The sequence below is a fragment of the Dyadobacter ginsengisoli DSM 21015 genome (assembly GCF_059568735.1).
This window is the reverse complement of the sequence record NZ_JCANTY010000004.1, coordinates 25,175-47,217: the sequence shown is the minus strand read 5'-3', so window position 1 is coordinate 47,217 and position 22,043 is coordinate 25,175. Positions and strand designations below refer to the sequence as shown.

The 22,043-nt window shown below is 47.9% G+C and carries 20 protein-coding genes; 11 read left to right on the top strand and 9 right to left on the bottom strand.

Annotated features, from left to right (window positions below; all coding sequences use genetic code 11):
- Nucleotides 1-51 precede the first annotated feature (51 nt).
- The 4 genes from BP71_RS15405 to BP71_RS15390 all read left to right on the top strand — a co-directional run bounded on the left by BP71_RS15405 (nt 52) and on the right by BP71_RS15390 (nt 4,794).
- Nucleotides 52-756, top strand: coding sequence for an NUDIX hydrolase (locus BP71_RS15405; RefSeq protein WP_496380686.1), 705 nt, complete (start codon nt 52-54; stop codon nt 754-756).
- A 144-nt stretch (nt 757-900) separates the two neighbouring features.
- The gene (locus BP71_RS15400) at nt 901-2,571 is read left to right on the top strand and encodes a ribulokinase (protein ID WP_496380684.1); all 1,671 of its coding nucleotides are present in this window, start codon (nt 901-903) and stop codon (nt 2,569-2,571) included.
- 23 nt (nt 2,572-2,594) lie between these two features.
- A complete protein-coding gene (gene araA / locus BP71_RS15395; protein WP_496380682.1) occupies nt 2,595-4,085 on the top strand; it encodes an L-arabinose isomerase in 1,491 nt (496 codons plus the stop codon).
- Between the two features lie 4 nt (nt 4,086-4,089).
- Complete coding sequence (locus BP71_RS15390) at nt 4,090-4,794, top strand: L-ribulose-5-phosphate 4-epimerase (protein WP_496380680.1); 705 nt, start codon at nt 4,090-4,092, stop codon at nt 4,792-4,794.
- Here BP71_RS15390 and BP71_RS15385 read toward each other — a convergent pair whose 3' ends face one another.
- From BP71_RS15385 to BP71_RS15355, 7 genes are all read right to left on the bottom strand, one after another.
- Nucleotides 4,795-4,941, bottom strand: a complete 147-nt coding sequence (locus BP71_RS15385; protein WP_496380678.1) for a hypothetical protein — start codon at nt 4,939-4,941, stop codon at nt 4,795-4,797. It abuts the gene before it with no gap.
- Between the two features lie 142 nt (nt 4,942-5,083).
- Nucleotides 5,084-5,272 carry a hypothetical protein gene (locus BP71_RS15380; protein ID WP_496380676.1) on the bottom strand — a complete coding sequence of 63 codons (189 nt, stop codon included), beginning with the start codon at nt 5,270-5,272 and terminating at the stop codon, nt 5,084-5,086.
- Between the two features lie 376 nt (nt 5,273-5,648).
- Nucleotides 5,649-6,038: a response regulator gene (locus tag BP71_RS15375; protein ID WP_496380674.1), complete on the bottom strand. Its 390-nt coding sequence runs from the start codon at nt 6,036-6,038 to the stop codon at nt 5,649-5,651.
- Nucleotides 6,039-6,044: 6 nt separating this feature from the next.
- Nucleotides 6,045-7,136 (bottom strand): sensor histidine kinase, encoded by a 1,092-nt coding sequence (locus BP71_RS15370; protein WP_496380672.1) that lies wholly within the window; start codon nt 7,134-7,136, stop codon nt 6,045-6,047.
- The gene (locus BP71_RS15365) at nt 7,133-9,286 is read right to left on the bottom strand and encodes a sensor histidine kinase (protein ID WP_496380670.1); all 2,154 of its coding nucleotides are present in this window, start codon (nt 9,284-9,286) and stop codon (nt 7,133-7,135) included. Before BP71_RS15365 ends, BP71_RS15370 begins: the two co-directional genes overlap by 4 nt.
- A 14-nt stretch (nt 9,287-9,300) precedes the next feature.
- The gene (locus tag BP71_RS15360; RefSeq protein WP_496380668.1) at nt 9,301-9,993 is read right to left on the bottom strand and encodes a hypothetical protein; all 693 of its coding nucleotides are present in this window, start codon (nt 9,991-9,993) and stop codon (nt 9,301-9,303) included.
- Nucleotides 9,994-9,996: 3 nt separating this feature from the next.
- On the bottom strand, nt 9,997-12,291 hold the full coding sequence (locus tag BP71_RS15355; RefSeq protein WP_496380666.1) for an Rv1355c family protein: 2,295 nt from the start codon (nt 12,289-12,291) through the stop codon (nt 9,997-9,999).
- 384 nt (nt 12,292-12,675) lie between these two features.
- Between BP71_RS15355 and BP71_RS15350 the strand changes: the two genes are divergently transcribed.
- The 3 genes from BP71_RS15350 (at nt 12,676) to BP71_RS15340 (ending at nt 14,968) form a co-directional block, all read left to right on the top strand.
- Complete coding sequence (locus BP71_RS15350; protein WP_019940883.1) at nt 12,676-13,140, top strand: response regulator; 465 nt, start codon at nt 12,676-12,678, stop codon at nt 13,138-13,140.
- Nucleotides 13,141-13,477: 337 nt separating this feature from the next.
- Nucleotides 13,478-13,678 carry a hypothetical protein gene (locus tag BP71_RS15345; protein WP_496380664.1) on the top strand — a complete coding sequence of 67 codons (201 nt, stop codon included), beginning with the start codon at nt 13,478-13,480 and terminating at the stop codon, nt 13,676-13,678.
- 177 nt (nt 13,679-13,855) lie between these two features.
- Nucleotides 13,856-14,968 (top strand): carboxylesterase family protein, encoded by a 1,113-nt coding sequence (locus BP71_RS15340; RefSeq protein WP_496380662.1) that lies wholly within the window; start codon nt 13,856-13,858, stop codon nt 14,966-14,968.
- Here BP71_RS15340 and BP71_RS15335 read toward each other — a convergent pair.
- Nucleotides 14,952-16,118, bottom strand: coding sequence for an acyltransferase family protein (locus BP71_RS15335; RefSeq protein WP_496380660.1), 1,167 nt, complete (start codon nt 16,116-16,118; stop codon nt 14,952-14,954). The two genes, BP71_RS15340 and BP71_RS15335, sit on opposite strands and share 17 nt — an antisense overlap.
- Before the next feature lie 277 nt (nt 16,119-16,395).
- Between BP71_RS15335 and BP71_RS15330 the strand changes: the two genes are divergently transcribed.
- From BP71_RS15330 to BP71_RS15320, 3 genes are read left to right on the top strand one after another with little or no spacing between them, the layout of a single operon-like run.
- Nucleotides 16,396-16,824 carry an SRPBCC family protein gene (locus tag BP71_RS15330; RefSeq protein ID WP_496380658.1) on the top strand — a complete coding sequence of 143 codons (429 nt, stop codon included), beginning with the start codon at nt 16,396-16,398 and terminating at the stop codon, nt 16,822-16,824.
- A gap of 41 nt (nt 16,825-16,865) precedes the next feature.
- The gene (locus BP71_RS15325) at nt 16,866-17,177 is read left to right on the top strand and encodes a MerR family transcriptional regulator (protein WP_295921602.1); all 312 of its coding nucleotides are present in this window, start codon (nt 16,866-16,868) and stop codon (nt 17,175-17,177) included.
- Between the two features lie 34 nt (nt 17,178-17,211).
- Complete coding sequence (locus BP71_RS15320; RefSeq protein WP_496380656.1) at nt 17,212-18,438, top strand: M20/M25/M40 family metallo-hydrolase; 1,227 nt, start codon at nt 17,212-17,214, stop codon at nt 18,436-18,438.
- A 6-nt stretch (nt 18,439-18,444) separates the two neighbouring features.
- Here BP71_RS15320 and BP71_RS15315 read toward each other — a convergent pair whose 3' ends face one another.
- On the bottom strand, nt 18,445-18,954 hold the full coding sequence (locus tag BP71_RS15315; protein WP_496380654.1) for a metallophosphoesterase family protein: 510 nt from the start codon (nt 18,952-18,954) through the stop codon (nt 18,445-18,447).
- 277 nt (nt 18,955-19,231) lie between these two features.
- On the opposite strand from BP71_RS15315, the gene BP71_RS15310 reads away from it, so the two are divergent.
- Nucleotides 19,232-22,036: a TonB-dependent receptor domain-containing protein gene (locus BP71_RS15310; protein WP_496380652.1), complete on the top strand. Its 2,805-nt coding sequence runs from the start codon at nt 19,232-19,234 to the stop codon at nt 22,034-22,036.
- Nucleotides 22,037-22,043: the final 7 nt, after the last annotated feature.

The window sequence follows — 22,043 nt, the reverse complement described above, 5'->3', positions numbered from 1 at the left end:
GGAGTTTCATAATGTATTTATATTGCATAGCGCCTCTACGATACTACGTTAATGAATAATTATCCCCAGGCCTCCCGCATTCTTGTGGCCATCGACTGCATTATTTTTGGTTTCGATGGCAAGGATATCAAATTGTTGCTGATCAAAAGAAATTTTGAACCCGAGAAAGGGAAGTGGTCCCTGATGGGAGGTTTTATGAATGCCGATGAGGACCTGGCCGACGGTGCCGTACGGATCCTCTATAACCTTACCGGGCTGAAAGACATTTATGTGGAGCAGCTCGAAACATTTGGCAAGGCAGACCGTGATCCGGGAGAGCGTACGGTTTCGGTTGTGTTTTTTGCACTGATCAAAATCGATGACCACGATTCTGAAGCAGTGAAAAGCCACAATGCTTCCTGGATCACGCTCGACGCACGCCCGAAGCTCATTTTCGACCATGAGCAAATGGTATCCCGGGCGATTGAACATCTTAAGTACAATGCAGCCTTGCACCCGATTGGTTTCGAGCTTCTGCCCGAACGCTTTACGATCCCTCAGTTGCAGAAGCTTTACGAAGCCATCTACAATATTCCCATCGACCGCCGGAATTTCAGCCGAAAGCTCCTTTCCACAGGCCTCCTGATCGACACGGGCTATAAAAACAGTAACAGTACTACCAAAAAAGCAACTCTCTATAAGCTCGACGAGGAACGCTACAAAGCCAAATTCCATTCATTCTGGAACTTTATGCCGGACTCGATGAAGAGTCAGTGATTAGTCGCGGAACGGGTCAAAGAGTGAATCATTTAAAATTAAATTGTGTCAATAATACACTAAAAACAAATTTATTTATATTTGTTAGGTGATAAGTTAAATAAATGCGTCAAATTGATCTGAGAACATCCTAAACCGACATTTATGGAAGAGAATTACGTCATTGGTATCGACTTCGGGACAGATTCTGTCAGGGCCTTGATCGTCAATGCCCACACAGGCGTACAGGCGGGAACGGCCGTGCAGGAGTATCCGCGCTGGAAGCAGGGGAAATATTGCGATGCGAGCATTTCGCAATTCCGCCAGCATCCGCTCGACTATCTGGAAAGTCTGGAACAGGCCGTTTTGAATGCGCTGGCCCAGGTTCCCATGGCGGTAAGACAGCGGGTAAAAGGGATTTCGGTGGACACTACCGGCTCGACACCCGTGGCCGTGGACCGGAACGGTACGCCATTGGCCATGCTTCCCGAATTTGCCGAGAATCCCAATGGGATGTTTATTCTCTGGAAGGACCATACCGCGAACGCGGAAGCAGAGGAAATCAACAAACTTGCCCATCAGAACGATGTCGATTTCACCAGATATGTAGGGGGGATCTATTCTTCCGAATGGTTTTGGGCCAAAATACTCCGCACTTTGCGGGTGGATGAGCGCGTGCGGCACAGTGCTTACTCCTGGGTGGAGCATTGCGACTGGATCTCTGCCGAGTTAACCGGCATGACCGACCCGCTCCGGCTGAAGCGATCGAGATGTGCAGCAGGGCATAAGGCCCTTTGGCACCAGGATTTCGACGGACTGCCTTCCAACGCTTTTTTCAAGGAACTGGACCCATTGCTCGACGGTCTCCGCGACCGGCTATTTGCCGACACTGGTACTTCCGACAAACCGATGGGAGTTATTTCGAAGGAGTGGGCAGCCCGGCTGGGCATTCCGGAAAGTGTCATTATTGGAGTAGGTGCATTTGATGCGCATATGGGTGCGGTAGGTGCGTTGATTGAGCCTTATTCCCTGTGTAAAGTAATCGGGACATCGACCTGCGATATGCTGGTGGCACCCAACGACGAGGTGGGGCACCTGCTGATCAGAGGTATTTGCGGCCAGGTCGATGGCTCCATTATCCCCGGAATGCTGGGGATGGAGGCCGGGCAATCGGCGTTTGGCGATATTTATGCCTGGTTTGCCAAACTGGTTATCGAGCCAGTGCGTGCCCTCATCGGGAAAGAACAAGCCGCGAAACTTTCCAGGGAGCTGATCCCCCACCTGGCCGAGCAGGCAGCCAGGATACCCATCACCCCGAATGATATTATCGCAGTGGACTGGCTGAACGGCCGCCGGACACCAGATGCCATGCATACGCTCAAAGGCGCATTGCTGGGTCTGAACCTGGCCAGCGATAATGCCCGGATTTTCAAGGCGCTGGTGGAGGCCACTGCTTATGGCTCAAAAGCCATTGTAGAGCGGTTTCGCGAAGAAGGGGTCCCTATTCATCAGGTGATTGCGATTGGCGGCGTTGCTAAAAAATCCGCTTTTGTCATGCAGACATTGGCCGACGTATTGAATATGCCCATTAAGGTGGCTGCTTCGGAGCAGGCCTGTGCTCTGGGCGCGGCTATGTTCGCGGCAGTTGCGTCGGGCGTACATGCGAGCCTGCAACAGGCACAGGAGGCGATGAGCTCCGGTTTTGACACGGTTTACCATCCGCGTGAAGCGCAATCACAGGTTTATCAGCAGCTCTATCAGAAATACCTGCTTGCCGGTGCATTCATTGAAAATCAGTTTTTACAAAAAGCGCCTGTAACAGCAGACGCCATTTAGCAATATTTCTATTTACTCAGCTGATGCTTGATTTAAAACAATTTGAAGTCTGGTTTATCACCGGCAGCCAGCATTTGTACGGAGAGGATACGCTCCGGCAGGTCGATGAGCATTCCGGGATCATCAGCCGCTATCTTGACCAGTCACCGCAAGTGCCTGTCCGCGTGGTTTTCAAACCGGTTGTGAAGACACCCGATGAGATTTACAATGTGATCCAGGAAGCCAACAGCGCGCCCGCATGTATCGGCATCGTGGCCTGGATGCACACTTTTTCCCCCGCTAAAATGTGGATTCGCGGGTTGCAAATCCTGCAAAAGCCGTTGCTGCATTTACATACCCAATATAACCGGGATATCCCGTGGGCTGAAATCGATATGGACTTCATGAACCTGAACCAGTCGGCGCACGGTGACCGGGAATTTGGCTTCATGATGACCCGCATGCGCCTGAACCGTAAGGTGATCGTCGGGCATTGGCAAGAGAGACATGTAGCCGAAGGCCTGGGCCAATGGGCGCGGGTTGCGGCCGGGCGACATGATCTGAAAGGGGCAAAATTTGTTCGTTTTGGAGATAATATGCGTGAAGTTGCCGTTACCGACGGGGATAAGGTTGCAGCCGAAATGGTTTTTGGTTTTTCGGTCAACACATATGCGGTGGGGGATCTTGTGGCGGTAATCAATGAGGTTTCCGATGCCGAAGTGACCACGTTGACCGACGAGTATGCTTCCGCTTATCGACTGGCATCGGGTCTTGAAAAAGGAGGGACGCGGCATGCCGCATTGCGGGATGCAGCCCGGATCGAACTGGGTATGAAGTATTTCTTGAAAGACGGCAATTTTAAAGGTTATACGAATACTTTCGAAGACTTGCACGGTATGAAACAGCTGCCGGGTATCGGCTCGCAGCGCATGATGGCTGCGGGCTATGGCTACGCGGGAGAGGGCGACTGGAAAACTTCCGCCATGGTACGTGCATTGAAAGTAATGGGTAGTGGCCTGAGCGGAGGGAATTCGTTTATGGAAGATTATACCTATCATTTTAACCCTTCGAACAACCTGGTGCTGGGCTCACATATGCTGGAAATCTGTCCCAGCATTGCGGCGGGAAAGCCTTCCTGTGAAATCCATTCGCTGGGAATAGGCGGGAAGGAAGATCCTGTACGATTGGTTTTCGATGCCCCTGCCGGGCCGGCATTGAATGTGTCGCTGGTGGATATGGGTAATCGCTTCCGGTTACTGGTGCATGAGGTAGAGGCTACCGAAGTAGCTGAGAAACTACCGAAGCTGCCGGTAGCCCGCGTTTTATGGAAGCCGATGCCGGATATGCAAACGGGCTGTGCGGCCTGGATTTACGCAGGAGGTGCTCATCATACTGTTTTTAGCCAGAATCTGACGGTAGAACATATCGAAACATTTGCCGAAATGGTGGGTGTCGAACTCGTGGTGATTGATAAAGATACCAGGCTGCGGCAGCTCAAAAATGAGTTGAGATGGAGCGAGGCTTATTACAGATAGAAATATGTCGAAGTATACATACCTGAAAGAACAGGTCTACGAAGCCAATATGGAAATTCCGAAAGAGGAGTTGGCGATCGTGACTTTCGGCAACGTGAGCGGGGTCGACCGCGCGGCCGGTGTAGTGGCTATCAAGCCGAGCGGCGTCCCCTATCACCGGTTAAAGGTGGACGATATCGTGATCGTCGACCTCGACAATGCATTGGTGGAGGGGAGTATGCGGCCGTCGTCCGACACCAAGACGCATACATTGTTATACAAAAGCTTCCCTTTGATCGGGGGTGTTTGCCATACCCATTCCACCTATGCGGTGGCTTGGGCGCAGGCGATCATGCCGATCCCGAACCTGGGCACCACGCATGCCGACCATCTGACGGCGCCGATCCCGGTAACGGAAGTCATGTCCGATGACATGATCCAGCGCGATTATGAACATGAGACCGGCATTCAGATCCTGGATCTGTTTCTGAAAGAAGGGCTCAGCTATGAAGAGGTGGAAATGGTACTGGTAGCATGTCATGGGCCCTTCACCTGGGGTAAAGATCCTGCCAAAGCGGTCTACAACGCGATTGTATTGGAAGAGATCGCAAAAATGGCCTATCTGACTCTGCAGATCAATCCGAATGCGACGACGATCAAGCAAAGCCTGATTGACAAGCATTACTTCCGGAAACATGGAAAAGATGCCTACTACGGCCAGGGATGTTGATTAACTTTTCTTAATGCGCTTGCTGGCAATATTGCGCATTCGCTGAAGTGCTTCCTGGCGCGATATGGCCTTTTCATTGGACTTGGCTTCCTGGATGGCCTCTTTGGTAAAACGACCTTTGAGAAGGTTGAAAAGCGTAAAAATCATAAATGGTTGGGTTTCTGCGGGCGTTTCAAAAGCCTTGCATACCCAAACTTAATAAAGAACGGCGTATAAAAAAAGCTGCCGGTGATTCCCATTCACCGGCAGCTGTATCTTAACGTTGAGTATAATGAGTGCTTTATGCGGGTCAGGAAACTGCTTCTTTGCGCAACTTCTTTCCCGGGTGAAATTCGTCTTGAATCCAGCGTACAAAATTGTGGGAGTTAGTCTTGTAGATTTCCATTGATAACGGCTTGATACCACTGAATTCAACTTCTTTAACGTACTGTGCGTGCAATTTCAAAATCTCGGCCAGGGTTGTGCTGTCAGTTTTCATTAAATTGTCGTTAAGGTTTACACTGGTTGTTGAAAATTGTACAATAAACATGTACCCGACTGCCCCCTAGCGTCTTGGATGTTTAAAAAATTATATTAGTGCTTAGAAATCTTATAACCACCCCTGTGTGGCTACTATTTGGAGTAGATTACAACCCTGCCGGAACTCGCCGGATTGTTACATAATAGGACAAATTGTGGAGGTGTGCTTTTGAGCGATCAGTGACTACGAGGCTGACGCTCAAAAGGTAGTGCTGGTAGTGTTGGTTAACATCTACCTGATTCTCTTTCAAAACAGGTTTTTAAAGAGAATCAGTTTTTTATCAAAGAACTCATCGGTTACATGCATCAGGTTGTGAAATTGCACTATACCGCTTTCAGATCGCCAGTTTCTTTTTAAGGAAGGGAATCTCGAGTGGTTTGGGCAGAAGATCAATGATGTGTGGGCTGGCTTTTGCCTTTTCGATATCGCGGGTATCGATTGTAGACGAAAGCATGAAAATCCTGACCTTTTGCCTGAGTTCGTCCGGGAGCTGATCGAATTCGTCGATGAATTCAAAGCCGTTCATATCCGGCATCTGCAGGTCCAGCAGAATGATGGTATCCGGGAGGACCCTTGCCTCGCCTATGAGGTGTTTCAACGCATCACGCGCCGAATTGAATGTCCTTACCGAGTTGGTTATCCCGCTTTTGATGAGAAGCTTTTCGTAAATAAAGAGGTCGAATGCGCTGTCATCTATCAAAAAGAAGTTAAGCAGTGGCTCCATGACGGGTTATTGGTTAATAGAGGGAATGTTAATTTCAAAAATACTACCCTGACCGATTTTTGACGTTACGCTGATTTCTCCTCCTAATTTCGATATCGCTTCGTGAACGATGTAGAGCCCTATTCCTGAACCGCTATTGGTTGCGCCAGCCCGGTAAAACATTTTAAAAATCTTGTCCTGATCCGATTCTCTGATCCCTGTTCCGTTATCTTCCACGATGATCCTGGCCTCGGACGGTGTCGACTGCACGGTGAGATGTACGAAAGGACGCGGCTTGGCTTTGTCCTGAAACTTGATGGCGTTGTTGATGAGGTTGTTAAAAATGATCCGCAGCTTCATTACATCCGACTTGAAGATGCCTCCCTGCTGAATGTCTGTCGTCATCTTCAGATTCCCGTACTCGGGAAGGTACTGGATCGTAGCCTGTACCTCCGTTACCAATTCCTCAAAACTGATGTCGGTCACTACAGGTACTCCACGGGCATTCTTATAGTAGTCGATAATATTGATAATGAACGTATCCAGTTTTTTGACCGATTGTCTGATCAGTTCCAGGTATTCGTTCTGCGACTTGATATCTTCTTCCAGCAATGCAAGATTGACGATCCCCAGCACTGACATGAGAGGTGCACGCAGGTCGTGCGAAGCGCTGTACACAAACTTGTCGAGTTCTTCGTTTGCCTTTTGCAGCTCGATGTTTCGCAGCTTTAGGTCTTCACGCGTTTTATAAATGTCGTAGGCGTTGGAAATCGCGTTCTCGACATATTTGTAGTCCCAGGGTTTGTCAATAAACCTGAAAACCTCCCCCTTGTTGATTGCGTCGATCGCCGCGCTCATGTCGGTGTGTCCTGTAATGAGTATACGGATCGGCTTAGGGTATTTGACCCGTATTTTTTCGAAGAATTGTACGCCCGTCATTACCGGCATCCGCTGATCGGCAAGGATGATGCAAAAATCCTTATCATCCAGCATTTGCTCTGCTTCTATCACCGAGGAAGTAATCGTGATGTCGTACTGCTTGCGAAATGAAGCCTTGAACGAATGCAGATTATGTTCCTCATCGTCAATGTACAGAATGGTTATCGCTTTTTCACTCATTGAGAATCGGGGATTGGGCGTACTTTTCTTTTAACGGGAAGCGTGATTAAAAATTCTGTTCCTTCTCCCACCTCCGTGTTTACTTGAATATTACCGCTGTGAACTTCAATAATTTTAAAGACAATTGAAAGTCCGAGCCCGGTTCCGTCGCCCACTTGCTTGGTGGTAAAGAATGGCTCAAAAATCTTCGCACGGACTTCGGGTGTCATACCCGGTCCGTTGTCCCGGATTGAAATAGCAACTGTTTCTGGGTCTTTCAGCCAGGATTTCACCCATATGGTCGGGCTCTTGTCATCGTGCCTGTCTTTTTGAAGGGCATAAATGGAGTTCGTCAGGATATTCATGAACACCTGGTTGAGCTTACCCGCGTAACACTCGATGCTTGGAATATTCCCCAGGTCTTTTACCAGTGTGATCGAATTTCCCATCTGGTAGTTGAGAATAATGAGGGTAGATTCTATACCTTCATTGATATTGACCAGGTTAAGATCTGTTTCATCCACGCGGGAAAATATTTTCAGGCCTTTCACGATCTCTACTGTACGATGGGCGCCGTCTTCCATACCTTTCAGCAATGTCCCCAACTCGGTTTTAATGTAATCGAGATCCAGGTCTACTTTTAGCTGCTGGATGCCCTTGATCCTGCTCTGAAGCACTTCTAGCGAATCTACATGCTGGATTTCGTCGTAAGAATCCAGGATTTCCAGGACATCGTCTATATCCCGCCTGAGCGGCCTGATATTGGAGCTTACGAAGTTGATGGGATTATTGATCTCGTGCGCAATACCCGCAGTAAGCTGACCGAGTGATGCCATTTTCTCGGAGTCGATCAGCTGAGTCTGTGCATCCTTCAATTTGGTCAATGTCAGATTGAGCTCTGTATTCGCAAATTGTAACTCGGCGGTGCGTTCGTTCACGCTTTTTTCCAGGAAAGCATTCTGTTCCAAAATGATTTTTTCGTTCTCCATGGAAATTCGTAGTGCCTGAGCCTGTGAAGCTTCTTTTTCTTTTTTCAGAATGTTGATTTTGTCTGCAAGCGCAAAAGATAGCAAAATAACTTCTATGGTTGCCCCTACCTGCTGTGTGTAATTTGTGAATGTATTGTAAGGCAGGATATTGAGATTACGGAGGGTGTACAACACGATGCCGATCAGGAACATTATCCACGCTACAAGATAAAATTTAGCCGGACGGTAACCTCTGATTGAAAGCTGGATCGCAACAGCCAGAACAAGCAGGCAGGCAGCTACTCCTGTTACGTCAATAACCCGGTAGCTAAGCCTTTGCATTCCCAACAAGTTAAAGAGTATGGCAAATCCGTAGGAGATGAAAACAAGGGTCAGTACTTTATGGATAGCTGGTGAATTTTCCCTGCTATGCAGGAAATTCTGCATAAATAGCACGGCAAAACTCCCTGCCAGGGACGGGAAAATGTGAATGGCATAGACGTTGAACATCGGGAAGTCGGGCCAGACGTATTTGAATGTGTAGCCCGTTATGGTCGTTTGTGTCAACCCGATGAAGAGGATATACAGAACATAGTACAAATAGCTCTTTTCCCTGATCGAAAAATACAGAAAGAAGTTGTACAGCAGCATCACAGTGAGGATGCCCATCTGTATACCTGCGATAACCTCGTTCTTCAATGCAAATTGAAAAAAGCCCATTTCACTTCGCACTATCAGCGGAAGTATCATCTGCTCACTTCCAACGATCTTGAGATAGTATGTTTTCGATTGCCCCGGTGGGATATTCAGTTTGAATACCGTATTCTGGTGCTGTACTTCCCTGGCGGTGAAAGGTTCGTTCAGTGAGATTCTTTCCTCCCAGATTTCACCATTTTCTTCATTGTAAATCGTGCAAAAATCAATACGCGGATTGGCAAGCTCGAAAAAGATATTGGGGTCTTTCGTTTCATTCCTGAGTGTGAATCTGATCCAGAAAGCGGAATTACTGAGGCCGAAATTGGGTGTCTGCTCATCATTGGGAACAAAGTAGGCGGAAGATCTGACCTGCTGAAAAGTCATGGTCCCCAGTGAGTCTTCAAGGATATCAACGCTCTGACCAATGGAGATATCGCTACCCGAAAAGACAACTTCGCCGGCGTGGGATGCTCTGCTGAAAACCAGCAAAGTAAATAGCAGAAACAATCTTATGTAAAATTTTATAACCATGTGGCGATATCATAAATGATTGTCAATTCTCCCCTGCGTCCATTTTCAGTCACCGTTTGTTTTGGATTTTCTCTCAGGCTAAAAATTTTTTCCCTTTCCTCATCCGTTGCGACAGGCAAGTTCACCAGATCTCTGGCGATGAGTGAGGTCGCGATAAGTCCTTCTTTGGGGTAGTAGAACGTTCCATTGTTTCCCAGGTCTTTGAGGATTTCGAAACCAATTCGCTCACTCATCAATAATGTAATCGGTGAACATAATGCAAGAAGTTGTTTAATCCCCACGAGGCCGGAAACAGCCATTGCGATTCTGCACAGGTATAAACTGCCTATTCCATATCCGGCTACTTCCCTTGAATTAAAAAGGCCACAAAATTCGGCTACATTGTAATCGCCAATGGCGTCCACGTAGCTGTAAATCTTTTTGTCGATTTTTGCGATAGCATCTTCCATCGGCATTTTGAGATTTGGGGAGCGGACCTGTACACGGGTACCACCGTAAATCTTGCTGCCATCTTCCGATTCAACGATCAGCACATACGTGTTAGGATCTTCAAGCCAGTTATGTACAGCCGAAGTAACCTGCTTTATCCCGTAAGCCTCTAACACTTTTCGGTGACCATCCGCGTATCTAAGACTGGTCTCGATGTCGTCCGACGCGCGGTATCCTTTAATGCGAGCTACCATTTATTATTGAAGGTTTACGATAAAAAGTGTTTCTTCCAGTGGCAATCGGTAACTTTTTATCTCCGATTTTGGCGCACTGGCAATTTTGAACAGAAACACTTCTGCAATATTATCTTCAAACGGAACGAGTCTCATGAATTTTTTCCGCAAATCCCGCAATTTTGAGCTTTCTGTTTCATCCAGACCGGCCCCATTGGCCCTGGTTACCCTCGGGAATAAATAAAACGGGGAAATTAACGGATGGATCGCAAATTGCAATTCTTCTGCTTTCAGCCAAAACCGTTGCATGGATACCCCGCCCCAAAAAAAATCCTTATAATCATATCTTGGCATTGTGATCATACCCAGAGCCGATGCTGTACTCACCGTATTTCGGGCAACGTCTATCAGTGCCTCACCTCCCTGGATGCTTTTTAATGCTTTGACAATTTCTTCGTCTCGGATAATTGAAAGCGCCGTCATTTGCCCCTTAGTCATCCCCAGCGTCCGGATATCGATCCCATCCCTGGAATTTTCAGCGTCGGCCGGGGACCATTTCATCTCTCTTTGAGCAAAATCCCGATGGCCAACAGGGTTCAAAAGTCTTATCCTGTCACATTCTCCGATAACTTCTGCGATTGCCATCATTTGTTCCCTGTTGTCAAAATAATGAAACCGGGCACCTTCCACACTTTCAGCGGCTGCCCGCAATGCTTCAAATTCCCCCGCGGAGACCGGTACGGGAGTAGAAGGGTTCCTGTTGGTGTTACGCTCGAATATCACCGCTGCCGATTGCGGTGAAAATACCGGCCGGGTATTCGTGGCTGCACCGTTGTCGGCAAAAGTGATGACGGCGATCAGCGTAGATTCCTGCCCCAGCGGGAACAATTCTGCATGGATATGTAAACCCGCTTCATTGCTTTTCAGGACCAGGTTTTCGTAGGCGGCACCAAATGAGATGTTTGAAGCGATCTGGTCAAAATCACCGAAGGAATAGGAGCGGTAGCGATCATGGAACAAATGCAGCCTGCCGTTCCGGTAAAGCCATTTCCACGGCTGGTCGTTCCCGGTTGAAGGGGCATAACATGCCGCGTTTACAATCTCTTTTAAAATAGCTTCATTGATTAGTTTGGAAGGGTGCCCGACAGGTAACGAATCAGCTATATGAATAGCCTCATTTACATCGAATGGTTCAAAAGGATTGCCCGGAACCGTTATTTCCGCCTTCGGTAGTTTATTGCCAACAAGCTCTTCAAGATCGACATAATACCTGCCCGATTCGCCAAACTGATTGAGCAGGATGCGACGGCATACGTCCGTGACGACACCACCCCCTAAATTCACTGCGCTTGCAAGTTGCGGCCATGTACTGATGCTCTGTCCAATTTCCACCAGCGAAGCCTTGCCTCTGGTCGATGCATTGATCACATTCACGATCCGGAGTACGAGCGGAAGCCGGTCTTCTTCTGAGGCTTGTTCGAATTTTTCCAATGGGATGCCTTTCAGGAGTCCATGGAAAATTGGTCGTTCCGGTTCATTATCAAACCGTTCGACGTCGAGCATTCCCCGGTCGCTCGTTTCCATGACGACCGGTATCGCCAGCTGGGCAGCGCGGATCCGGCAGCTGATTTTCAGCGCGATATCGTCGCATTCGTCGACGAGGATATCCAGTTTGCCGCCGTCGAGCAGAAATCCGTCCAGGTTTTCTTTGTTAATGCCCTCCGGGAAGCATTCGATTGTCAGGAATGGATCGATCTCGGCAATTTCACGGGCGGTAACAATGCATTTGTTGATACCGATGTTGTGAAGCCCCGTGCGTATACGATTAAGGTTGCTTAATTCTATGGTGTCAAAATCAGCCAGTTTCAGCTTGCCGCATGTCCGCTCGCTGGCAATACTCAGAGCAACCGAGTGGCCAACCGACAAACCGATAATCCCGATTGCCCGCGCCGAGAGGTCCTGTTGCTCCGCGGGGGTAATTTTGTATTGGTTCCGGCTGGTTCTGAGTTCGATAAATTCGTCTTCTGCCACGACGTGCAAAAGGCGTTCGGACCAGGGATAATATATCCAATGGCCTTCAGTTTCAATATCCTTACCCACAGCCCATGTGTTGAACTGCTTTTCTACTTCTACGGTGGTGAGCCGCTTTCTGGGGTTCCGGATGCGGATGAGTTCTTTTTTCTGGGAAGCAAATAAATCCAGGATGGTTTTGCCGCGGTGGTCTTCGATGAACGAAAGAAACTTTTCTTTATCTGCGTAGCGCTCTCTGGAGATGAAAACCGGTTTGTAGATATAGTTAATCTCTGTGTCGTGGTACATTTTAGAATAATTGTGAAGGCTATCTTTCAACGGGGCTTGCTCTGATTTAACAAATCACAAAATTGTTGTCGATCTTCATATAAAATTCAACGGACCAGCTAGCGCGTCCGTGAATCTCGTATATTCACGCATTTTACTTGCTTCAATAATTACACAAATTGCTGAATTTATTTTTGTAAAACTAACCTCTGGTTCAATGGAGGACAAAATATTTGGACGTTTGTACCTAAATTTCCCTTATTAGCAGGGGCTTGTGCCGATGCGCGCTACAAAATTTTGTCAAAAGTGCTGTGGCTGTTAATGCGAATTAGAATTAATATCATAATATTATCAATTAGTTGGGGGTATGGCATACCAGGGCCCCAAAAGCACCAAGAATTCAGAATGGAAAAGGGAAAAATAAGCGTACTGTATGTAGATGACGAAATAAACAACCTCAACTCGTTCAAGGCCGCTTTCAGAAGAGATTTCAATATTTTAATCGCCACATCGGGGAGGGAGGGGCTTGAACTCCTGAAACATAACGTGGTGCACGTAATCATCACCGACCAGCGGATGCCTGAAATGACTGGCGTCGACTTTCTGATCGAGGTCTTGAAAGACTATTCGGATCCGGTTCGTATCCTGCTGACTGGCTACACGGATATCACGGCGGTTATCGATGCGGTGAATAAAGGGCACATTTATTATTACCTCAACAAGCCCTGGGACGAGCAGCAACTGCGGATCATCATCAAAAACGCTTACGAAATTTTCCATCTGCGGGAAGAAAACAAAGAGTTGATCGAAAAGCTGATAGATGTTAACGGGCAGCTCGAATTTCTTCTACGGCAGAACCTGCTTTCATAGCCTGTGTGACTGGCGGGTGGGATAAAGCCTTCGGACTAATCCTCTTATTCCGGGTAAGGACGGCCGCGCACCGCGAAGCATATAGGTCAGAATAGAAAAGGCACATGAGAACGCCACGGCCAGCAGTAGTATGGCTGCGAAAAGAAGGTTGCCAATGGCTTTGAGAAAAATGATGATATCCATGACTTTTATATAGTGGGTGATTGGACGGTGTTTTGTAAAAATCATACCAGCTTCGTGATCAGCGAGACCAGTACTCTGCCTGATGGGTGTCGCTGGTATCCTTTTTGTGGCAGGTTGGTCTTTAAAACAGATCAACAAACAAAAGGTAGAAATCATGAAAAAGATCATAGCCACAGGCGTTATCACCGGGATCGTCCTGTTCCTGTTTATAACTGGTTGCGCCAGACGGATGGAAGCGCGACGCAATCAGGAGAATCCGGATGTAGCGCGAAAAAACAAGACAGAAGGTTATTTTTACTATCAGCCCCAGCAACCTTCCAATACAGATTCCAGCGCCCTGAAGAAAGATAACTAGCTAATTTTCCGCTTGTTCCGGTTATATAAGAAATAAAAACCGGTTATTTTCACAGTCTAAAATAACAAGGAGCCCCCGGATCGGGTACCGCAAAGCCTGGTTTCGTGAAAACCGGGCTTTGCGGTACCCGATCACCCAGATAAAGTAATCAAAGACAAGTATCATTGATCCTGACGAATGTGGAAGAACTTGCTCTGGAAATGCGCTTTGGCGATCTTGATCCGGCTTTGCACAAGTTGTGATTTTCCTGCTGCTGAAGTAAGGGATGACGGGAAGGACACATCCGGCTCATCCAGACCTGATACGGTCATTGTCGATACTATTCCACCCAAGAACCCTGACTCATCACTGGCTAAAACAGCCCGGTTTGGACCGGAAAAAATTATCGAAGAATCTGCCCTCGAAATCAGGAAGGGTGTGTTTACCGATGCGAAAGATTATCGCGGGCAGGATATCCCACTGAATTTCGAGTTCGTAGCGCCGGGCAGGGACACTATGAAGTACCGCCCGTTGGTCCTGATGGTACATGAAGGCGCTTTTCTGTTTGGTGACTTGGGCAACGAAATGGGGAAGGCCAGGTTAATGGCACGTCGGGGATACGCCGCGGCGTCCATCGACTATCGGCTGGGTTTTAACGGCGGAAGCGAACAGAATGCCTGCGGAGGCAATAGTCAGGAGGTAGTGCGGGCCGTTTACCGTTCGGTGCAGGATACTTATACCGCCATCCACTATTTTGTCGGCAAGGCGGAGGAATTCGGAATCGACACCCGCCAGATTGTCCTGGCAGGGAGCAGCGCCGGAGCCATTACGGTTTCGGCATTGGTTTACATGAAGGAGGCGGACTTTGAAGGCCTGCAACCCGGAATCACCAAAGTGCTGGGCCGCCTTGATCCCCGTGCCGGTGAGGGGCAATTCCGGGTGAGGGCAATACTCACTACAATGGGCTATGGGCTGTTCAGGAGCAGCTACGTGACACAGGCCAATGCAACGCCCACTGTGTTTTTCCAAAGAACCGGGGACAATGTGTTGCCTTACTATCAGGGAACCTTTCTGTCATGCCCGGCCTATTTGGGGATGGAAGGGGCTAAACCGGCCTCGGATCAACTAAAGAAGTTTAAAGTTCCTTTCGAATTGAATTATGAGAACCAGTCCGGGCACCATCTGAGCTACCTGGAAGAGCATATTGTAAGTCATTATGCGCAGTTTATGAAGCGGTTATGGTCTCAGGATCTTCGACAAATCACTAATGACGCTTACACCACGGTGGAAGATGTCAGGCTAGCACCTTAACCGACGGATCGGCCGCCTTCATTTGGGAGGATTTGTGGAGACCCAGCCACTTCCGGATCCATGCGGAGAATTTTAATTCCAGGTATTTGTACGACACCTTCGAAGCGATCAGCGTAACCGCTATCGACAACAGAAACATGGCAGTGCCGTGTCCATACACCGGATAGCCCATTTTTCTGAACAAGAATGCGATCCCTACCACAACGGGCAGGTGAAGCAGGTAGATAGAAAAAGACATATCGCCCATTTGGACCAGCCAGGCGGGGAATTTTGGTGACTGTTTCTGGTAGTGGAATACAAATGTTGTAAAGAGTACGGCTGAACCTGCTCCCCATTCAAGTGGGCCGAATCCACCGAGAAAGCCTGACAGAAATTGCCAGATTACCACGGTGACCATTCCATATGCGATCCATTGATGGGAGAATAGCTTACTCAGGTGGTCGTTCATCGTGGGGTTCGCGTAAGCCAGGCCTGCTACCACGCCGTACACAAAGTTCCAGACGATCGGATTGGTAACCATGTTGAGGTAGGGAATCCCCAGATCAATCGATCTGTCAGCCTTAAAAGTAATGAAACCATAGTATGCGGGTATGCCGAGCAATGTGAGTGCGATGAACCCGAAGAATGCATACCAGCGGAACCGTTTGAAAAACAGGGAAATGGCGATCAGTAAATAGAAGTAGATTTCATAGTTAAGACTCCATCCGACGTTTAGAGTGGCATAGCCGTAAAAAGGCCCCGGGGCAGTTGAAGTCGGGATGAAAAGAAGGCTAAGCACGAGCTGGTGCAGGTAGTCGGCATCCGGGGCAAGCCGGCTTTGCAGGAAACAGTAGCCCAGTGTGATAATGGCATAAGCAGGCCAGATGCGAATCAACCGCTTGGTGAAAAATCTCAGGATATTTTGTCCCGATGGTTTGAGTGCCCGGGTGATATGTACCATAATGAACCCGCTGATAACAAAGAAAAGGCTTACGCCTGCGGGCCCGGAATTAAAAAGAAAACTGATCTCCCGGTGGAAGGGGGCGCCCTCCGCCATTACCTCTTTTAAGTGATAAATTGTGACAATCAGCGCTGCAATACCGCGCAGTACTTGTATGCTGGCGATCTTTGATTCATGAATGCCAAGTCCCAGATCCGGCTGCTTTATCATACTGACCAAAGTAGATAGTGAATGATCCTTTCGCGATGAATGACACCGGAAGGCACATAATTCGTTTCAAGGGTTATAAAATACAGGATGGAATGAAGCGGGTGCGGGACAATTTGCTGACTTACAGCTTGTTTTGCCGAACAGGAGTGTGACGATCTGTATTCAAGTAAATTAAAGTTTACAAAAAAATCTAGTGTTTTGTAATAATAATTTTACTCTAAAAAAATAGAGGCATAGTTTTATAGGGAGGTTTTCATTTTGTTTCAAACTCAGATCCATGGCACAGGAACTCATTGTCAGCAAGGAAATATTGATCGAGGCACCTTTAGCCAAAGTATGGGAGGTTCTGATTGCTCCGAAATACATCAGGCAATGGGACGACCTGCCCCAGGATTTCGACGATTATTATCTGGAGCACGGAAAAGTAATTGACTGGTCGGGCATGACGCGGCTAACGGTGACTGAATACGAGCCTAACGAGCTGTTGGTTTTTTCGCTGTATGTTTCCAAATGGGAGTTGCCGCCATCATCTTATAATATCTCCTACACCTACCGACTTACGGAGATGGACGGCGGAACAATATTGCGTCTGGACATCGGGGATTTTTCGGTTTTGCCGGACGGTCAGGATTATTACGGGTCATCGCTGGAATTTGCCAGGACCGCGCTGGAAAAAATCAAAAAATTAGCCGAAAACCGTGTTTAATAAAGGGGCTGATTATCTTTGCGATAATCACTTCCCGGCACATGGAATCTAATACAAAACTATACTACGACACCAACGAGGTTGCAGAAATGGTTGGCTGCGAACCATCGGCACTGAGATTTTGGGAGAAAAAGTTTCCCCAGCTCAACCCCAAACGCGACTCCCGCAACCGGCGCCGCTACACAGAACGTGATATCGAGGTGATCCGGAAGATTATGCACCAGCGTGACAAGCAGGGGCGCACCATCAAGGGGACCCGTGAGCAGCTGCGCCGCAAAGAAGAGGCACAGCTGCTGATCCAACGACTTGTGCGGGTGAGGAAGTTTTTAACAGATATTCACGAAATACTCTAATAGTGTTAGCTGTGAGGGCTTCCGATACATTCCAATGAGATATATACTTAGCATTATCCTGGTCCTGTCCTGGGGCTCAAATACTTTTGGCCAGCATTTTCAGGCGGCTGCAATTCGCAAACACATCACATTCCTGGCTTCGGATGATCTGGAGGGGCGGGGGACGGCCAGTCTGGGGGAGATCCGTGCGGCCAATTATATTGCCTCTGTTTTTAAAGAATTAGGCCTGAAACCAGCCGGTACTAACGGAAGTTACTTTCAGCCTTTTGAAGTTTCATTCGCCATCGAGGGCCAAAGTCATCAGCTCACGGGCCGGAATGTAGTGGGCTTCCTGGACAATGGTGCTGCCAAAACCGTCGTAGTCGGTGCGCATTATGATCACCTCGGCAAAGGGTTTCAGGGAAGCTCGCTTTCACCCGATAGCAAGAACCAGATCCATAACGGCGCCGACGACAATGCCTCGGGTACGACCGGCGTGCTCGAACTGGCCCGCTACTTTGCGGCTAACCATGTGAAGGAAAAACACAACTACTTATTTATCACATTTTCCGGTGAGGAATTGGGATTACTGGGTTCCAAACATTTCGTTGAAAAGCCGACGTTGCCTCTGAATGCCGTTTCGGCCATGATCAATATGGATATGATCGGCAGGCTGGATGAGCAGAAGGGAGTCATCGTATCGGGCTGGGGAACGAGCAAGGTGTGGGGCAAACTGATCCCCGAACTGGCAAAGCGCCAGAGCCTGAAATACACGGTGGACTCTTCGGGTGTAGGCGCTTCCGATCATACCTCATTCTACCTGAAAAATATCCCGGTTGTGCAGTTCTTTACCGGCGGTCACGGCGACTATCATAAAATATCCGACGATGCGGATAAGATTAACTATGAGGGAGAGGCCAGGATTCTGTCTCTGATAGCGGACCTGCTGACCGATTTGGATAAGGAAAATACAGAACCGGAGTTTCTAACTGCGGGTAATCCGCATTCCGGCGCTACCACCAGCAATTTCAAAGTGACGCTGGGTATAATGCCCGATTACAGCTATTCGGGGAAAGGTTTGAAAATCGATGGCGTTTCCAAGGCGCGGCCAGCTGAGAAGGCGGGGATTCAGGCAGGAGATATCATTACCAGTCTCGCCGGAGAGCCGATCGGCACCATTTATGATTATATGGAAATTCTCGGAAAGCACGAAAAGGGGGAGACAGTCGAGGCGGTCGTGCAGCGAGGTGCCGAGATGAAAACCGTGAAAATCACTTTTTGAACCCGCTTACACCATTGCACCCCGCTTACCCAGTTCAATGGCCTCCATCTGGCTGATCAACCCTTCATGAAGATTAAAGCGCAGGAGCGTCCGGAATTTGTGGAATCCTTCCCGCCCGGCGGCACCCGGGTTGATATAGAGCATATTGTTCAGCGATTTGTCACGGATTACCCGGAGAATATGGGAATGGCCGCAAAGGAATATATCGGGCGTATTTGACTTCAATACCGGCATCACCTGCGGGTTGTAGCGCGTGGGTGCACCGCCGATGTGCGTAATCCAGACACGGAATCCTTCCAGTTCAAAATGCAGATTTTCATGCGTGATGGCGCGGACCTGCGGCGTATCGATGTTTCCAAAAACAATGCGGAGAGGCTTAAATGCCTGTAATTGTTCGATAATTTCCACAGAGCCAATGTCCCCTGCATGCCATATTTCATCACAGTTGGCAAAATGATCGAAAACGCGTTCATCGAGATAGCCGTGTGTGTCTGATAATACTCCGATACTTTTCATTTCAACACTTAACAATAACAACTAAAGGGCAAATATGGTCAATGAAATTGACCAAAAATAAAATATTTATAATTTTATAAAGTTAAAGTAACTTATATATATACTAAAATACCTACTTTAAGGGTTTCAAATCTTAAGAAAAGTTAAATAATTCTTATATCCGTATAAAACCTCTTTTTAACTAAATTTCTAGTTGTAAAGTTTTGTGGCTTTGCCTATAATTGCAAAAAAGTAAGTTATCAGTTACAACCTCTACATTATAACCACCAGACCAGCCTTGAAAAAAATCCTACTTCTGTTATGTTTATGTCTTCCAATGCTGGCCGCGTACGCCCAGACCGGAGGGCGCTTTACATTAAAGGGAACCGTCACCGATACTTCCGGAGCGGTATTGCCCGAAGCGACAATCATGTTACTCTTGCCGAAAGATTCTTCGCTGGTCAATTTCGGAAGGACTGGCAAAGACGGGTCTTTCGAAATGAGGAACCTCAAACGCATCACATACATCTTCAAGGTATCCTACGTGGGTTATGTACCTTATCAGGAAACCATTGACCCTAAGAATCAGGATGTTGTCGATATCGGCAAGGCCAAAATGAAGGTTTTACAGAAGGAATTGTATGAGGTGGTCATCAAAACGGCCAGGGCACCGCTGAGTATCAGGGGTGATACGGTGGAGTTCGATGCGAAAGCATTTAAGGTACCGCCGGGATCGAGCGTGGAAGATCTGCTGCGGAAGCTTCCGGGCGTGCAGGTGGATGGCGACGGAAACATCCGTGCGCAAGGCGAGGAGATCAAACGTGTAACGGTGGACGGTAAGCGCTTTTTTGGCGACGATCCGAAAATGGCCACCAAAAACCTGCCGGCCGAGGCAATCAATAAAGTGCAGGTTTTTAATGGAAAAACAGAGCAATCCAAAGCGACAGGCGTGGACGACGGCAAGCGCGAAAAGACCATGAACCTGGAATTGAAAGACAGCCACAAAAAGGGAGGCTTCGGTAAGGCTGTCGGGGGTGTCGGGACCGACTCGCGGCTCGAAGGCAAGGTGAGCTACAACCGTTTTGATGAAAAGCAGCAGTTTGCCGTGCTCGGGTTCGGGAACAATACCAACCAGTCGGGTATCGCACGGAACGATTACCAGGATTTCAAAGGCAGCCAATCGTTCAACTGGGGCGATGACGGTGACTTTGGGTTCAGCAGCGGACGCTACTATGGCGGCGACGATATTACAATCCAGCCAAACTGGGGTGGGCAGGGATCCGAAGGTTTTACCAAAAACTGGGCAGGCGGAGCCAACTATAACTTCGATACCAAGAAAACAAAGCTGAGCACCAGCTATTTTTACAATTCGACCAGATCGATCACAGACGTGGAGACCAGCTCTGAAAACTTTCTGGCCGACAATCAGTCGTATTTGACCGATGGTAAAAACAAAACACTCGGGTTTACAGGCAATCATCGTCCGGCATTCCGTTTCGAGCATAACATCGATTCGCTTAACACACTGGTCCTGATCAGTAACTCGCGGATCAACAACGGAGATAATGAGTACTCGAGCGAGACACGCTCGTACAGGAATAAAAATATGCTTACTAACCGGTCGGATGTAAATAACCTGAGCGACTACAACTCATTTGCAATGGCCAACTTGCTGCTCTACCGTCACAAATTCAAGAAAAAAGGGCGGAACTTTGCGGCCAGCGTAGGCTATAACATTAATAATTCGGACGAAGACCGGCGCCAGAACTCAGTGAACCTTTTCTTACAGGATTCTACCAAGAACAGTGTGATTAATCAGCTGCAGCAAACCGAAAGTACCCGCGGGAATTTCAAAGGCAGCTTATCGTTCGTCGAGCCTTTCGCAAAAAAGTTTTTCTGGGAAACATTCTTTAATTACAGTGTCCGGAAGGACAAGGTCGACCGGGACGTTTTTGATGTTGAAGGGAGTGTAGATAAAGTGAACCCATTCCTGACGCGCTATTATACCAACGACTTTACCTACAACCGCATCGGGACGAGTTTGCGCTACTCGTACAAGGGGTTGAACCTGTCGGCCGGGCTCGCAGGCGTGCAGTTTGACCTGAAGGGTAAGTTCGCCCTGGATGAATCGCTGCAAAACCAGACCCGCATCGACCGTAACTTCAAAAAGCTGGTGCCGAATGTGTCATTGAATTACAGCCTCAAAAACAATAAGTATCTCTATGCGGAATACGGACTGAATGTGCGTGAGCCATCGATTACCGACTTGCAGCCGATCGTGGACAACAGTAACCCGCTTTACATTGTGGAGGGTAACCCCGACTTGATCCCGCAGACTACGCACAATGTGTACGGTGGATTCCAGATGTTCAATCCGGCGAGCTTTACCAATTTGTATATCAACGCCTTCTATAATTACAATGAGGACCAGATCGTGTATAACCGCACCATCAGCCAGGATCTGGTGACGACTACCAAGCCTATGAACATCAGTGGTGGTGATAACTACGGTAGTTACATCGGTTTCGGCTTCCCGTTGAAAAAAACCAAGGCGACATTTGGTGTGAATACAGGTATTAATTTCAGTAATAACCTGACTTATATTAACAACATCAAAAACGAAACGAAAACAGACGGGTACAACTTCGGTGCGCGGCTGGATCTGACGCCGAGCGACGCGTTTACATTGTACACTTATGCCAACTGGAATTTTAGCGACACGAAGTACTCGATCAATACAAGCCAGAACCAGAAGATCGTCAATGCGAACTATAATGCGGAGATGAACATCAAGATGCCGAAGGAAATATATTTCAGCGGGCGACTGAATTACCGTACTTATAAAAACGATCAGTTCGGTTTTAATCAGCAAGTGCCGATCCTGAACCTGTCGGTGTATAAGATTGTCCTGAAAAGTAAAAAAGGCGAAATTCGTCTGACAGCCAACGACGTGTTCAAGCGAAATCTGGGCATTACCCAAAATGCTAATCAGAACTATTATTCCGAACGCCGTGTGGCTACATTGTCGCGGTATTTCATGCTGAGTTTCACCTACAATATGAGGGGGATGACGGCTTCGGTAAAACGCAATGGATTCTTTTAATAAGATA